14 protein-coding genes are annotated in these 13,665 nt (G+C 67.9%); 12 read left to right on the forward strand and 2 right to left on the reverse strand.

Features of this window, described 5'->3' with window-relative positions:
- Nucleotides 1-119 precede the first annotated feature (119 nt).
- From CY658_RS23965 to CY658_RS23975, 3 genes are all read left to right on the forward strand, one after another.
- A complete protein-coding gene (locus CY658_RS23965) occupies nucleotides 120-419 on the forward strand; it encodes a hypothetical protein (RefSeq protein ID WP_101492565.1) in 300 nt (99 codons plus the stop codon).
- 4 nt (nucleotides 420-423) lie between these two features.
- Nucleotides 424-822, forward strand: a complete 399-nt coding sequence (locus CY658_RS23970; protein WP_257884979.1) for a DUF2845 domain-containing protein — start codon at nucleotides 424-426, stop codon at nucleotides 820-822.
- A 235-nt stretch (nucleotides 823-1,057) separates the two neighbouring features.
- Nucleotides 1,058-1,873 carry a class I SAM-dependent methyltransferase gene (locus CY658_RS23975; RefSeq protein WP_101492567.1) on the forward strand — a complete coding sequence of 272 codons (816 nt, stop codon included), beginning with the start codon at nucleotides 1,058-1,060 and terminating at the stop codon, nucleotides 1,871-1,873.
- 7 nt (nucleotides 1,874-1,880) lie between these two features.
- Here the strand turns inward: CY658_RS23975 and CY658_RS23980 are convergent, their stop codons facing one another.
- Entirely contained in the window at nucleotides 1,881-2,231 is a 351-nt protein-coding gene (locus tag CY658_RS23980) for a DUF2200 domain-containing protein (protein ID WP_101492777.1), read from the reverse strand.
- Between the two features lie 48 nt (nucleotides 2,232-2,279).
- The gene (locus CY658_RS23985; protein WP_101492568.1) at nucleotides 2,280-2,993 is read right to left on the reverse strand and encodes a helix-turn-helix domain-containing protein; all 714 of its coding nucleotides are present in this window, start codon (nucleotides 2,991-2,993) and stop codon (nucleotides 2,280-2,282) included.
- 205 nt (nucleotides 2,994-3,198) lie between these two features.
- Between CY658_RS23985 and CY658_RS23990 the strand changes: the two genes are divergently transcribed.
- From CY658_RS23990 to CY658_RS24030, 9 genes are all read left to right on the forward strand, one after another.
- Nucleotides 3,199-4,353 (forward strand): NAD(P)/FAD-dependent oxidoreductase, encoded by a 1,155-nt coding sequence (locus tag CY658_RS23990; protein ID WP_101492569.1) that lies wholly within the window; start codon nucleotides 3,199-3,201, stop codon nucleotides 4,351-4,353.
- A 44-nt stretch (nucleotides 4,354-4,397) separates the two neighbouring features.
- Nucleotides 4,398-5,849, forward strand: coding sequence for a M81 family metallopeptidase (locus tag CY658_RS23995; RefSeq protein ID WP_101492570.1), 1,452 nt, complete (start codon nucleotides 4,398-4,400; stop codon nucleotides 5,847-5,849).
- A 46-nt stretch (nucleotides 5,850-5,895) separates the two neighbouring features.
- The gene (locus CY658_RS24000; protein WP_101492571.1) at nucleotides 5,896-7,476 is read left to right on the forward strand and encodes an ABC transporter substrate-binding protein; all 1,581 of its coding nucleotides are present in this window, start codon (nucleotides 5,896-5,898) and stop codon (nucleotides 7,474-7,476) included.
- Between the two features lie 15 nt (nucleotides 7,477-7,491).
- A complete protein-coding gene (locus CY658_RS24005) occupies nucleotides 7,492-8,427 on the forward strand; it encodes an ABC transporter permease (protein ID WP_101492572.1) in 936 nt (311 codons plus the stop codon).
- A gap of 25 nt (nucleotides 8,428-8,452) precedes the next feature.
- Nucleotides 8,453-9,367, forward strand: a complete 915-nt coding sequence (locus CY658_RS24010; RefSeq protein WP_257884980.1) for an ABC transporter permease — start codon at nucleotides 8,453-8,455, stop codon at nucleotides 9,365-9,367.
- Nucleotides 9,368-9,383: 16 nt separating this feature from the next.
- A complete protein-coding gene (locus CY658_RS24015) occupies nucleotides 9,384-10,418 on the forward strand; it encodes an ABC transporter ATP-binding protein (RefSeq protein WP_101492573.1) in 1,035 nt (344 codons plus the stop codon).
- The gene (locus CY658_RS24020) at nucleotides 10,415-11,416 is read left to right on the forward strand and encodes an ABC transporter ATP-binding protein (RefSeq protein WP_101492574.1); all 1,002 of its coding nucleotides are present in this window, start codon (nucleotides 10,415-10,417) and stop codon (nucleotides 11,414-11,416) included. Before CY658_RS24015 ends, CY658_RS24020 begins: the two co-directional genes overlap by 4 nt.
- 13 nt (nucleotides 11,417-11,429) lie before the next feature.
- Nucleotides 11,430-12,887, forward strand: a complete 1,458-nt coding sequence (locus tag CY658_RS24025) for an N-acyl-D-amino-acid deacylase family protein (protein WP_101492575.1) — start codon at nucleotides 11,430-11,432, stop codon at nucleotides 12,885-12,887.
- Nucleotides 12,888-13,121: 234 nt separating this feature from the next.
- A complete protein-coding gene (locus tag CY658_RS24030) occupies nucleotides 13,122-13,661 on the forward strand; it encodes a MarR family winged helix-turn-helix transcriptional regulator (protein ID WP_101492576.1) in 540 nt (179 codons plus the stop codon).
- Nucleotides 13,662-13,665: the final 4 nt, after the last annotated feature.

The following is a 13,665-nucleotide window of genomic DNA, read 5'->3' on the forward strand; positions in this document are numbered from 1 at the left end:
GATGGCCCGCCTTGTCGGAAGCACGGTAACATTTCGCCCGGCTCCGCCGCACCACCCGGGTCGGACCATCGCGAGGTCTGCGACAACCCAGGGTGTCACCGCAAACATGGAGCGTCCCGATGTGGAGCATCCTGGCCGACCTTGTCGTCGGCATCTTCGATTTCGTTCTCGATGTCCTGTTGTTCCGCAGCGTGCGCGACAAGCGCGGCCACCGAAGGCGCAGCGTGGCGGAAGACAGCTTCGAGGTCGCGCGCTTCGATTTCGTCACGCTGACGTTCATCACGTTGGTCAGCGTCGGCTTGATGCTGATCCTGGCGCTCGCGTTCGATGTGCCGTCAGGCTGGAGCGTGGGCGTCGGCCTCACCGCCGGCGCGATCTGGGGTGTCTGGCGATACGCCCAACTGGTTCGCGAGCGGTGAGCGCATGAAGCGTTCAAGAGGGTCAAGGATGCCGGGCGACGGTCGTTTCGCGCGACTGGCCACCGGGCTGTCGATCGCAGCAGCCGCCTTGCTGCTCCCCGGCTCCGCCACCGCACAGTCCCTCGCCTGCAACGGCTACCTCGTCGGCAAAGGTGCGTCGCCCGCGACCCTGCTCCAGACCTGCGGCGAACCGGTCTATCGGCAGGCGGTCTGCGTGCCGATGGTGCAGCTCGGCTGGGTCCTCACGCCCTATCGGCCGGGCGGCCCCGAAGCGGTGCTGGCCAACCAATGCGTGCCGATGGAAGAGTGGACCTACGACCGCGGGCCAGGCACCTTCTTCGGCATCGTGCGCCTCTACAACGGCACGATCGAATCGGTGCGCGATGGCGACCGCGGCCGTTAGGGCGCCAAGGCCTGCCCCTCAGCAAGCCGGAAACGCCCGGCAACATCTCCGGTACCCACTATGGGGGAGGACGCCCGCGGAACGGCGTTGACGACGATGCCTGGCAGGGCCACCATGGCCCAGCGTCCCCGTCACGCATGCCCAAACAGGCACGGACTCGTTGGAGCAAGGGAGCAGGCTCGCTCTGCAATGAATGGTCAAGCCATGCACTGCTCAGAGCTTTCAAGGAGTTCCCATGGCTGCCGAAAGCGACAAGGTGTTCGCGGGCTCGATCCCGAAGTTCTACGACACGCTGATGGTCCCCCTGATCTTCGAGGGCTACGCCGTCGACGTCGCAGCACTGGTTGCGGGGTTCTCGCCCGGCGCGGTGCTGGAAACAGCGGCCGGCAGCGGCGCGGTCACGCGGATGCTGGCACCCCTGCTCGGCGCCGACGCCCGCTACGTGGTGACCGACCTCAACCCCGCCATGCTCGACTATGCCGTCACGCGGCAATCGGCCGACAGCCGCATCGAATGGAAGCAGGCGGACGCGCTCGCCCTGCCGTTCGAGAACGCCTCCTTCGATGTGGTGCTCTGCCAGTTCGGTGCGATGTTCTTCCCTGACCGGGTCGCCGGCTACAGCGAGGCGCGTCGCGTGCTCAAGCCTGGCGGGCGCTTCGTGTTCAGCGTCTGGGACCGCATCGAAGAGAACGCCTTCTCCAACGAAGTCAGCCAGGCCGTCGCCACCGTGTTTCCGGACGACCCGCCACGGTTCCTCGCGCGCACGCCGCACGGCTACCACGACGTCGCACTGATCCGCGAAGACCTGGGCCGCGCGGGGTTCACCGACATCGAGATCAAGACGATCGAGAAGCAAAGTCGCTCGCCCTCTGCCAGCGAGGTGGCCATGGCCTACTGCCAGGGAACGCCACTGCGCAACGAGATCGAGGCGCGCGATGCGAGCCTGCTTCAGCTCGCGACGGACCGCTCGGCGGAGGCGATTGCCAGCCGACATGGCACAGGCCCGGTGGCCGGGAAGATCCAGGCGCACGTCATCGTGGCGACGGGTTAGACGCGCGCTAAGCCCGCAAGATCTTCTCGATCGCCTTCCCCTTGGCCAGCTCGTCGACCAGCTTGTCCATGTAGCGGATCTTCTGCATCAGCGGGTCTTCGACCTCCTCGACGCGCACGCCGCACACCACGCCCTTGATCAGCGCGCGGTTCGGATGCAGCGCCGGGGCCTGCGCGAAGAAGGTCCTGAAATCGTTCTGCTGTTCGATCTGCTGCTGCAGCCCCACCGCGTCGTAGCCGGTGAGCCAGCAGATGACTGCATCGACTTCGGCCTTCGTGCGGTTCTTGCGTTCCGCCTTCTGGACGTACATCGGGTACACCTTGGCGAATGGCATCGCGAAAATCTTGTGCTCGGGCATCGTCATTGCTCCTTCAGTTCATGTCTGGCCGGAGGCTGACGCGGGCGCTCAGCCCTTGCGACCACCCACGGTCTTCTTCGCGGCCACGGTCTTGCGCGCCGGCTTCAACGCCGGCGCCTCCCGCGCCGACTTCATGTGCCCGCTCTCCCCCGAGGTCATGCCCACGATCTTCGCGAGCTGGCGGCTCACGCTCACGTAGGCGTGCCCGAGGCGGCTGTCGAAGTACAGCGAATCGCCGCGCGCCAGGCGCACCACTTCACCGTTGTCGAAGTGCACGTCGATCTCGCCCGACAACACGTACGCAAATTCTTCGCCGGTGTGGCGCACGAAGTCTTCGGGGCCGTTGATGCGGCGCGCATGCACGGTGCCGACGATGGGGCTCATCTGCTTGCCGGCGGCGGTGGTGCCCAAAAACTCGTAGGCGATGGCCAGCCCCTTGTAGACCACGCCCTTGCCCGCGCGCGTGACGACCGGGCCGTCGAACTGTTCGGGCTTGACGCCGGCGCCCGCGAACATGGCGTTCATGTCCATCTCGAGCGCGCGGCCCAGCGCGGTGAAGTTCTCGTAACCGAGCGCGAGCTGGCCGCGCTCGGCGCGCGAGATGGTGGTGATCGACACGCCGGAGCGCTCGGCCAGTTGCGCCAGCGTCCAGCCGAAACGCTTGCGCGCGGTGCGCAGGCGATGGCCGAAAGTGGTGCGGTCCAGCGTGGGCGGCTCTTCCTTCGGCTTCGCCCCGGCCCGGTTCCCTGTGTGTGGAGTCACGCTTGGCTTTCTCTAGGTGTGCCGGGTGATTCTGCCAGCCCCGCGCCCGGCCGGCCACGCACGGTGCGATCTTGGCCGGCACGCGTTTTGCGTATGCGCAAATTGCGTGTACGCAAATTTCACCTTGCTGGTGCACCCATGGTTTCCCCTTGGTCGACGCAAATCAATTTGCGTATCCGCAAATTTCTACCTACACTTTTCGGCGATGACAACAAACACAACCACTCCTGTCGTGGCCGACTATCTCGTGATCGGCGGCGGCATCGCCGGGGCCTCCGTGGCCCATTGGCTCGCCCCGCATGCCCGCGTGATCCTGCTCGAACGCGAAGCCCAGCCGGGCTACCACTCCACCGGCCGTTCGGCCGCGCTCTTCATGGAAAGCTACGGCACACCGCAGGTGCGCGCCCTCACCATGGCCAGCCGCGCCTTCCTCGAACACCCGCCCGAAGGCTTTGCCGAGCACCCGCTGCTCACGCCACGCGGCGCGATGATGGTCGCGGGCACCGAGCACCTGCACGAGCTCGAAGCGCACTGGGAGCTGCTGCGCGCCATGGACGTCGGCGCCCAGCGCCTCGACGGCGAACAGGCGCGCGAGATGGTGCCGGCGCTGCGCCCCGAGCAGGTGGCCGGCGCGGTGTACGAACCCGATGCCTCCGACATGGACGTGCACGCCATCCACCAGGGCTACCTGCGCGGCATGCGCCAGGCCGGCGGCAAGCTGGTGTGCGACGCCGATGTCACGGCCATGGAGCGCGTGGGCGACTGCTGGCGCGTGACGGCCGGCGGCGCGGTGTACGAAGCGCCCGTGGTGCTCAACGCGGCCGGTGCGTGGGTCGACACGATCGCGCAGCTGGCCGGCGTGCGCCCGCTGGGCATCGAGCCGCGCCGCCGCTCGGCCTTCATCTTCGCGCCGCCCGAGGGCCAGAGCGTCGCGCACTGGCCGATGGTGTTCGCCGCCGACGAGGGCTGGTACATCAAGCCCGACGCGGGCATGTTGCTCGGCTCGCCGGCCAACGCCGACCCGGTCGAGCCGCAGGACGTGCAGCCCGAAGAGATGGACATCGCCATCGCCATGCACCGCATCGAAGAAGCGACCACGCTCGCCATCCGCCGCCCCACGCGCACCTGGGCCGGCCTGCGCTCCTTCGTGGCCGACGGCGACCTGGTGGGCGGCTTCGCGCCCGACGCGCCCGGCTTCTTCTGGGTCGCGGCGCAAGGCGGCTACGGCATCCAGACCTCGGCCGCCATGGGCGAAGCCTGCGCCGCGCTGGCACGCGGCCTGCCGCTGCCCGAGCGCATCGCGGGCTTCGGGCTCACGGCCGAGATGCTCGGCCCGCAGCGGCTGCACACGGCCGGCTGATCCGTTCCTTCCCCCACAACGAACCCTCTCCACGAGAAATCACCATGCGTGTCTTCAGTGCCTCTCTTGCGACCGAAACCAACACCTTCGGCCCGATGCCGACCGGCATCGCCTCCTTCAAGGACCGCGGCTACTTTCCTGCCGGCCAGCATCCCGATGCGCTGACGATCTACTCGGGCCCGCTGTGGGCCGCACGCATCCGCGGCAAGGAAAAAGGCTGGACGCTGCTCGAAGGCATGGTGGCGGGCGCGCAACCCAGCGGCATCACCACGCGCCACGCCTACGAAACGCTGCGCGACGAAATGCTGAACGACCTGCGCGCGGCGCTGCCGGTGGACATGGTGCTGCTCGGCCTGCACGGCGCGATGGTGGCTGACGGCTACGACGACTGCGAAGGCGACATGCTGGTGCGCGTGCGCCAGATCGTCGGCCCCGACGTCATCGTCGGCGCCGAGCTCGATCCGCACAACCACCTCACGCCCGCCATGGTGGACAACGCCAACGTGATGGTTTCCTTCAAGGAGTACCCGCACACGGATGTGCTCGAACGCGGGCTCGAGCTGGTCGACATCTGCGCCGCGGCGGTCGAAGGCAAGGTCAAGCCGGTGGCTGCGATGGTCGACTGCGACATCATCGTCACCGTCCACACCTCGCGCGAACCGGCGCGCAGTTTTGTCGAGCGCATGCAGGCGCTCGAAGGCAAAAACGGCGTGCTCTCGGTCTCGCTCACGCACGGCTTCTCTTGGGGCGACGTGCCCGAGATGGGCACCAAGGTGCTCGTGTACACCGACGGCGATCAAGCCAAGGCCAATGCCCTGGCGCGCCAGCTGGCCGACGAAGTCATCGCCATGCGCGACGGCCTCACGGTCAACTACCCGAGCATCGACGACTCGCTCGACCAGGCGCTGGCCTTCGACGGCGGCCCCGTGGTGCTGGCCGATGGTGCCGACAACCCCGGCGGCGGTGCGGCGAGCGACTCCACCTTCATCCTGCGCCGCATGCTGGAGCGCGGCATCACCAATGCGGCGCTGGGCCCGATGTGGGACCCGATCGCCGTGCGCATCGCCTTCGATGCCGGCGTGGGCGCCAAGCTGCAGATGCGCATCGGCGGCAAGATCAGCCCGCTGTCGGGCGATCCGCTCGACGTCGAATGCACCGTGAAGGCGCTGCAGCACGACCTGGTGATGACGGGCCTGTCGAACACGCCCACGGCCATGGGCGACTGCGCACTGGTCGAGATCAACGGCATCGAGATCGTTCTGATCACGCGGCGCAACCAGGCCATGGGCACCGACATGTTCACGCAGCTGGGTTGCGACCTGGCGGCCAAGAAGATCGTGGTCGTCAAGTCGTCGCAGCACTTCTATGCGTCGTACTCCCAGGTGGCGAAGCACGTGATCTACGCCGGCGCACCGGGCGCCGTGACGCTCGATCTCACGACGCTGCCGTATCGAAAAGCACGCCTGCCCAAGTGGCCCATCGGCGTCGCTGCCTGAGCTCCCTCTTCTTTTTCTTTCGCCCCCACCGACCGGAGAACCGACGATGAAACGACGAACGCTTGCCGCCCTCGCTGCCCTGGCCTTTTCGGCCGCCAGCCTTCCCGCGCTCGCCCAGACAACGCCGCCCAAGACACTCAAGGTGGTGGCGCATGCCGACCTGAAGATTCTTGACCCGACCTTCACCACGGCCTACATCTCGCGCAACTTCGGCCACATGGTGTACGACACGCTGTTCGCACAAGATGCCACCGGCAAGCCGCAGCCGCAGATGGTCGAGAAGTACACGACCTCGAAGGACGGCAAGCAGTGGAGCTTCACGCTGCGCCCGGGCCTGAAGTTCTCCGATGGCGCCGCCGTGACCGCGGCCGACGCCGTGGCGTCGCTGCAGCGCTGGGCCGCGCGCGACAGCCTCGGCCGCGCCATGACAGCCGTCGGCGCCGAGTGGAAGGCGACCGACGCGCGCACCCTCACGCTCACGCTCAACGAGCCCTTCGGCATGGTGCTCGACGCGCTGGCCAAGCCCTCGGGCTTTCCGCCCGTGATCCTGCCCGAGCGCATCGCCAAGCTGCCGGCCACCTCGCCCCTGACCGAGGTCGTCGGCTCGGGGCCCTTCATCTTCAAGCGCGACGAATGGGTGCCGGGCAACAAGACGGTGTTCGTGCGCAACCCGAACTACGTGGCGCGCAGCGAGCCGCCGAGCGGCCTGGCCGGCAGCAAGAAGACCACGCTCGACCGTGTCGAATGGCTCTACCTGCCCGACGCCAACAGCGCCATCTCGGCGCTCAAGCGCGGCGAGGTGGACTTCATCGAGCAGCTGCCACCCGACTACATCGCGCCGCTGCGCACCGACAGCAACGTGAAGGTCCGCGCCTTCGGAACCTACCAGGGCTTCCTGGTGATGAACCAGCTGCACCCGCCCTTCGACAACCCGAAGGTGCGCCAGGCGCTGCTGCAGGCCGTGAACCAGGAACGCTTCGTCGCGGCCATGGGCTTCCCGCTGGACATGCGCATGGCCTACTGCGCCACCTACTTCATCTGCGGCAGCCCCAACGACACCTCGGCCGGTGCGGAGCCCTTCCGCAAGGCCGACGTCGCCAAGGCGAAGAAGATGCTCGCCGACGCCGGCTACAAGGGCGAGAAGGTCGTGCTGATGGTGCCGAGCGACGTGCCCTACCTCAACGCCGAAGCGCTGATGGCCGCGCAGACCATGAAGAGCATCGGCCTGAACGTCGATGCCCAGACCATGGACTGGGCATCGATCGGTGCGCGCCGCGCCAAGCGCGACGCGGCTGATGCCGGCGGCTGGAACATGTACGTCACGGTGGCCGGCGAGTTCGATGCGAACTCGCCCATCAGCAACGCCTACCTGGGCGCGGCCTGCGGCAACACGCTGCCCGGCTGGCCCTGCGACAAGAAACTCGACGAGCTGCGCACCGCATGGCTGAAGGAAACCGTGCCGGCCAAGCGCAAGGAATTGCTCGACGCCTTCCAGTCGCGCGCCTACGAGGCCGTGCCGTACATCAACGCGGGCCAGTACTCGGCCGCGTTCGCAGCGCGCGCCAGCCTCAAGGGGCTGGACAAGATGTGGTCCGGCATGCCGACCGTCTGGATGCTCGACAAGTAAGCCGCGCGCACCACCATGGGCTACATCGTTCGACGCTTTCTTTCCACGCTGCCGGTGATGGCGGTGGTGGCCGTGGTGGTGTTCCTGCTGATCCACCTGTCGCCCGGCGACCCGGCCGCGCTCATCGCGGGCGACCTCGCCACCACCGAAGACATCGACAAGCTGCGCGCCGCGCTCGGACTGAACCTGCCGCTGTGGCAGCAGTTCGGGCTGTGGATCGGCAAGATCTTCACGGGCGACCTGGGCACCTCGATCTTCACGCAGGTGCCCGTGACGCAGCTGCTCGGCCAGCGGCTGGAGCCGACGGTGTCGATCGCGGCGCTGACCATGCTCATCACGCTGGTGACGGCCGTGCCGCTGGGCACGCTCGCGGCCTACTGCGCGGGCACGTGGATCGACCGCCTCGTGATGCTGTTCGCGGTGCTGGCGTTCTCGGTGCCGGTGTTCCTCATCGGCTACCTGCTGGTCTACACCTTCGCGGTGCAGCTGCCGTGGTTTCCGGTGCAGGGCTACGTTCCCTTCTCCGAAGGCCCCGGTGCCTGGCTGCGCGCGCTGGTGCTGCCCTGCGTGAACCTGGCGCTGGTGTACATCGCGCTGGTGACGCGCATGACGCGCGCCACCGTGCTCGAGGTGCTGCACGAGGACTACATCCGCACCGCACGCGCCAAGGGCCTGGGCGTGCTGCCGGTGCTGGGCCATGCGCTGCGCAATGCGGCCATTCCCATCGCCACCACCATCGGCGCGGGCATCGCGCTGCTCATCGGCGGCGTGGTGGTCACCGAGACGGTGTTCGCCATTCCGGGCGTGGGCCGGCTCGTGATCGATTCGGTGCAGCGCCACGACTACCCGGTGATCCAGAGCGTGCTGCTGCTGTCGGCAGGCGTGTACGTGCTGATCAACCTGCTCATCGACCTGAGCTACCGCCTGTTCGACCCGCGCATCCAGTACTAGAACAAAGAACGAGCCCCACGACGCCATGTCCACTGCCCTGCCCTTGCGTGAGGTCGATGCGCCGGTTCCTGCCGCTGTCGCCGACGCCGCCGAAGACCCTCCTTTCGTACCGCCGCGCTGGCGCTGGGTGCGCAAGCACCCGACGCTGATCGTCGGCGCGCTGCTGCTCATCGTGGTGGCCGCACTGTCCATCGCCGCGCCCTGGATCGCCACCCACGACCCGCAGGACATCGACCCGCTGGCGCGCATGCAGACGGCCTCGGCCGAGCACTGGTTCGGCACCGATGCGCTGGGCCGCGACGTGTTCAGCCGCGCCGTGTGGGGCGGTCGCGTGTCGATGATCGTCGGCGCCTCGGTCGCCGTGCTCGCCACCTTCTTCGGCATCGTGCTGGGCCTGGTGTCGGGCTTCGTGCGCTGGGCCGACGGACCGATCATGCGGGTGATGGACGGGCTGATGGCCATCCCCGGCATCCTGCTGGCCATCGCGCTGATGGCCGTGACGCGCGCCAGCCTCACCACGGTGATCATCGCCATCACCGTGCCCGAGATTCCGCGCGTGGTGCGGCTGGTGCGCTCGCTGGCGCTCACCTTGCGCGAGCAGCTGTTCGTGGAGGCCGCACACGCGGTCGGCACGCGGCTGCCGGTGATCCTCGTGCGGCACGTGCTGCCGAACATCGTGGCGCCGCTGATCGTGCAGGCCACCTTCGTGGCCGCCGCCGCCGTGCTCACCGAGGCCGCGCTGTCCTTCCTCGGCGTGGGCGTGCCTTCGCAGACGCCGAGCTGGGGCAACATGATGGCCGAGGGCCGCAACTTCGTGACTGTGGCGTTCCACATCATCCTGTACCCGGGCCTGCTGCTGGCGGCCACGGTGCTGGCGATCAACCTGCTCGGCGACGGTCTGCGCGATGCGCTCGACCCGCGCCTGGCGCGGCAACTGTGATGAAGAGGAACGCCCCATGACGATCCACATGTCCCAGGCCACCCTCGCCCCCGGCGAGCCGCTGCTCGAGGTCGACAACCTGCGCACCTACTTCAGCACGCTCGCGGGCACCGTGCGCTCGGTCGACGGCGTGTCGTACACCGTGCGCGCGGGCCGCACGCTCGGCGTGGTCGGCGAATCGGGTTGCGGCAAGAGCGTGACCGCGCTGTCGATCCTGCGGCTGGTGCCCACGCCGCCCGGTCGCCACATGGGCGCGGTGCGCCTGCGCGGCACCGACCTGATGCAGCTCAGCGAACGCGAGATGCGGCAGATTCGCGGCAACCGCATCTCGATGATCTTCCAGGAGCCGATGACCTCGCTGAACCCGGTGCTCACCGTGGGCCGGCAGATCGCCGAGACGGTGCAGCTGCACCAGAAGGCCAGCCGCGCCGAAGCACTGCAGCGCGCGGTCGAGATGCTGCGCCTGGTGCAGATTCCCGAGCCCGAGCGGCGCGTGAACGAGTACCCGCACCAGCTCTCGGGCGGCATGCGCCAGCGCGTGATGATCGCGCTGGCCCTGGCCTGCAACCCCGAGGTGCTGATCGCCGACGAGCCCACCACCGCGCTCGACGTGACCATCCAGGCGCAGATCCTCGACCTCATCAAGCGGCTGCAGAAAGAGCTGGGCATGGGCGTGGTGATGATCACGCACGACCTGGGCGTGGTGGCCGAGAGCTGCGACCGCGTCGTCGTCATGTACGCCGGCAAGAAGGTGGAAGAGGCCGACGTGATCGACCTCTTCGATCGCCCGCTGCACCCCTACACGCGTGCGCTGATGGCCTCGATGCCCGCCATGAGCACGTCGAGCGCGCGGCTGCACGAGATTCCGGGCATGGTGCCCGCCGCGCACGAGCTGGGGCACGGCTGCGCCTTTGCCGCGCGCTGTTCGCAGGCACGCGAACGCTGCCGGCGCGAGACACCGCCACTTTCCACGCAAGGCGACGGGCACGTGGTCGCCTGCTTCGCGGTGCAGGAGCAATGGACCGACGAGGCTGCCGAGGTGAACGCATGACGACGACAACGACAACATCCACCAACGCGCCGCTGCTGCAGGTGCGCGAGCTGCGCAAGCACTACATCTCGCCGCGCCGCTGGCTGCGACCGACCAAGCCAGCGATCCAGGCGGTCGACGGCGTGTCGTTCAACGTCGGGCACGGCGAGACGCTGTCGCTGGTCGGCGAGTCGGGTTGCGGCAAGACCACGACGGCCAAGTCGGTGATGCGGTTGGTCGAGCCCACCTCGGGTTCGGTGCGGCTGAACGGCGAAGAGCTGCTGACCCTGTCCGCGAACGCGATGCGCCAGCGCCGGCGCGACCTGCAGATCATCTTCCAGGACCCGTACGCCTCGCTGAACCCGCGCCTCACGGCCGGTGACATCGTGGCCGAGCCGCTGCGCAATTTCGGCGACGTGTCGCTGGCCGAGCGGCGCGAGCGCGTGCAGTGGCTGTTCTCGCGCGTCGGTCTGCGGCCCGAGGCGGCGAAGAAGTTTCCGCACGAGTTCTCGGGCGGCCAGCGGCAGCGCCTGGGCATTGCGCGCGCGCTGGCACTGAACCCCAAGCTCATCGTCTGCGACGAGCCGGTGTCGGCGCTCGACGTGTCGGTGCAGGCGCAGGTGGTCAACCTGCTGATGGACCTGCAGGCCGAGTTCGGCATCGCCTACCTGTTCGTGGCGCATGACCTCGCCGTGGTGCGTCACATCAGCCACCGCGTGGCCGTGATGTACCTCGGGCACATCGTGGAGATCGCCGACCGCGACACGCTGTTCTCGGCGCCCCGGCATCCGTACACCGAGATCCTGCTGTCGGCCGTGCCCGTGCCCAACCCGCGCACGCCGGCGCGGCGCCTGCTGCTGCAAGGCGACCCGCCGAGCCCGGCCAACCCACCCTCCGGCTGCCGCTTCCACACACGCTGCCCGATGGCGCAGGCCGTGTGCAAGGAGAAGACGCCCGAGCTGACGGAGCGCCCTTCGTCCTCCAAGGGTGGCCACTGGGTCGCCTGCCACTTCCGTTGAAAGCATTGCCCTCATGACCGACAAGACACCCCACTACGACCTCTTGATCCAAGGCGGCACCGTCATCGACGGCACCAAGGCCCCGCGCTTCGACGCCGACGTGGGCATCGTCGGCGGGCGCATCGCCGCCATCGGCAAGCTCACAGGCCACACCGCCGACCAGACGCTCGACGCCACGGGCCGCATCGTCGCGCCGGGCTTCATCGACTCGCACACGCACGACGACCAGGCCGTGCTGTCGCAGGCGCAGATGCCGTTCAAGGTGTCGCAGGGCGTGACCACGGTGGTGGCGGGCAACTGCGGCATCAGCGCCGCGCCGCTGCGCGCCGACATGGACCTGCCGATGCCGCTGAGCCTGCTCGAAACGCCGGCCGAAGACCGCTTCATGACCTTCGCGGCCTACCTCGATGCGCTGCGCACCACGCCCTCGTCGGTGAACGTGGCGGCGATGGTGGGCCACTCGACCCTGCGCGCCGTGACCATGTCCGACCTCGACCGGCCCGCAACCGACAAGGAGATCGCCGCCATGCAGGCGCTGGTCGAAGAAGCGATGCAGGCCGGTGCGATCGGCCTGTCGACCGGCACCTTCTACCCGCCGGCCGTGAAGGCGACGACCGAAGAGATCATCGAGGTCGGCCGCCCGCTCACGTCGCGCAAGGCGCTGTACGTGACGCACATGCGCGACGAGAGCGACCACGTCATGGAGTCGCTCGAAGAAACCTTCCACATCGGCCGCGCGCTCGACATCCCGGTCGTGGTGTCGCACCACAAGGTGCAGAACACGCAGAACTTCGGCAAGACCAAGGTCACCCTGCCCTTCATCCAGGAAGCGATGAAGCACCAGTGCATCGGCCTCGACTGCTACCCGTACACGGCCGGCTCCACCATGATCCGCACCGACCGCGGGATGATGGACGGCCGCGTGCTCATTGCCTCGAGCGTGCCGCACCCCGAGTGCGCAGGCCGCGACCTGAAGGACATCGCGGCCGAATGGGGCGTGTCGGGCGAAGAAGCCGCGCTGCGCCTGTCGCCTGGCAGCGCCATCTATTTCATGATGGACGAAGACGACGTGCAGCGCGTGCTCGCCTTCGACGAAACCATGATCGGCTCCGACGGCATTCCGCTGGGCGACAAGCCGCACCCGCGCCTGTGGGGCACCTTCCCGCGCGTGCTGGGGCACTACAGCCGCGACGTGGGCCTGTTCCCGCTGGAGACGGCCGTGTGGAAGATGACCGGACTCACGGCACGCAACTTCGGCCTGCACGAGCGCGGCGCGCTCAAGGTCGGCCATCACGCCGACGTGGTGGTCTTCAATGCCGCCACGGTGCGCGACACCGCGAACTACGAAACGCCGACCGAACCCGCCGAAGGCATCGATGCGGTGATCGTGAACGGCGCCGTCACGTGGCGCCACGGCGTGCACAGCGGCGCGCGCAACGGCCAGGTGATCGTGCGCCAGGACGTAGCCTGACAGCTCACGCCGCGGCGGCACCTGCATGGCGCCCGCCCTCGCATCCTGGTGCATGCGCAGCACCGGATCGGTGAACACGCCGGGCCTCGCGGGCCCGGTTTTTCTTTCTCCTTTGCGCTTTTCCTCTCTGGCAGTGCGTCCCTAGGGGATTTCCCTCGGCATCTGGCCCGGAGCTTGCGTAGTTCGTCCACATAGTTGAACATTTCAACTATTGAAGACTTCTACCAACCCGCCATGCACGCCCCGCTTCGCCTGAAGAACGACTACCTCAACGTGCTGATCGACCTGGCGTCGCAGCGCACGCGCGACCGCGGCTCGCGCATCTACGAGATCGAACTCGGCCTGTCGATCCGCGACGTGCGCCTGCTGCGCATGATCGGCGCCGAGCCCGGCATCACCATGGGCCAGCTGGTGCAGACCTGCGGCATCGAGAAGACGCTGGTCTCCAAGCTGGTGAGTTCGCTGGTGCAGCGCAAGCTGGTCGAGCGCCAGATCGGCACCGAGGACGCGCGGCAGATCCGCCTGTGCCTGAGCAAGACGGGTGTCGACATGGTGCTGCGCGCCGAGCCCATCGGGCACGAGATGGAAGCGCGCTTTCTCGACTGCCTGAGCGTCGCCGACATCGAGAACCTGCGCCGCATCATGCACAAGCTCATCGACGCCGAAGAAGGCTCGCGCGACATCTTCGAATTCCTGCTGGTGCAGCTGCGCGAAAGCAAGGAATCGCCCCCGTCTTCCCCTCCCGCGTCTTCCGCTCCCTCCCGAAAGAAGTAAGGCT

It is taken from the genome of Variovorax sp. RO1, from assembly GCF_002849325.1.
Lineage (GTDB): Bacteria > Pseudomonadota > Gammaproteobacteria > Burkholderiales > Burkholderiaceae_C > Variovorax.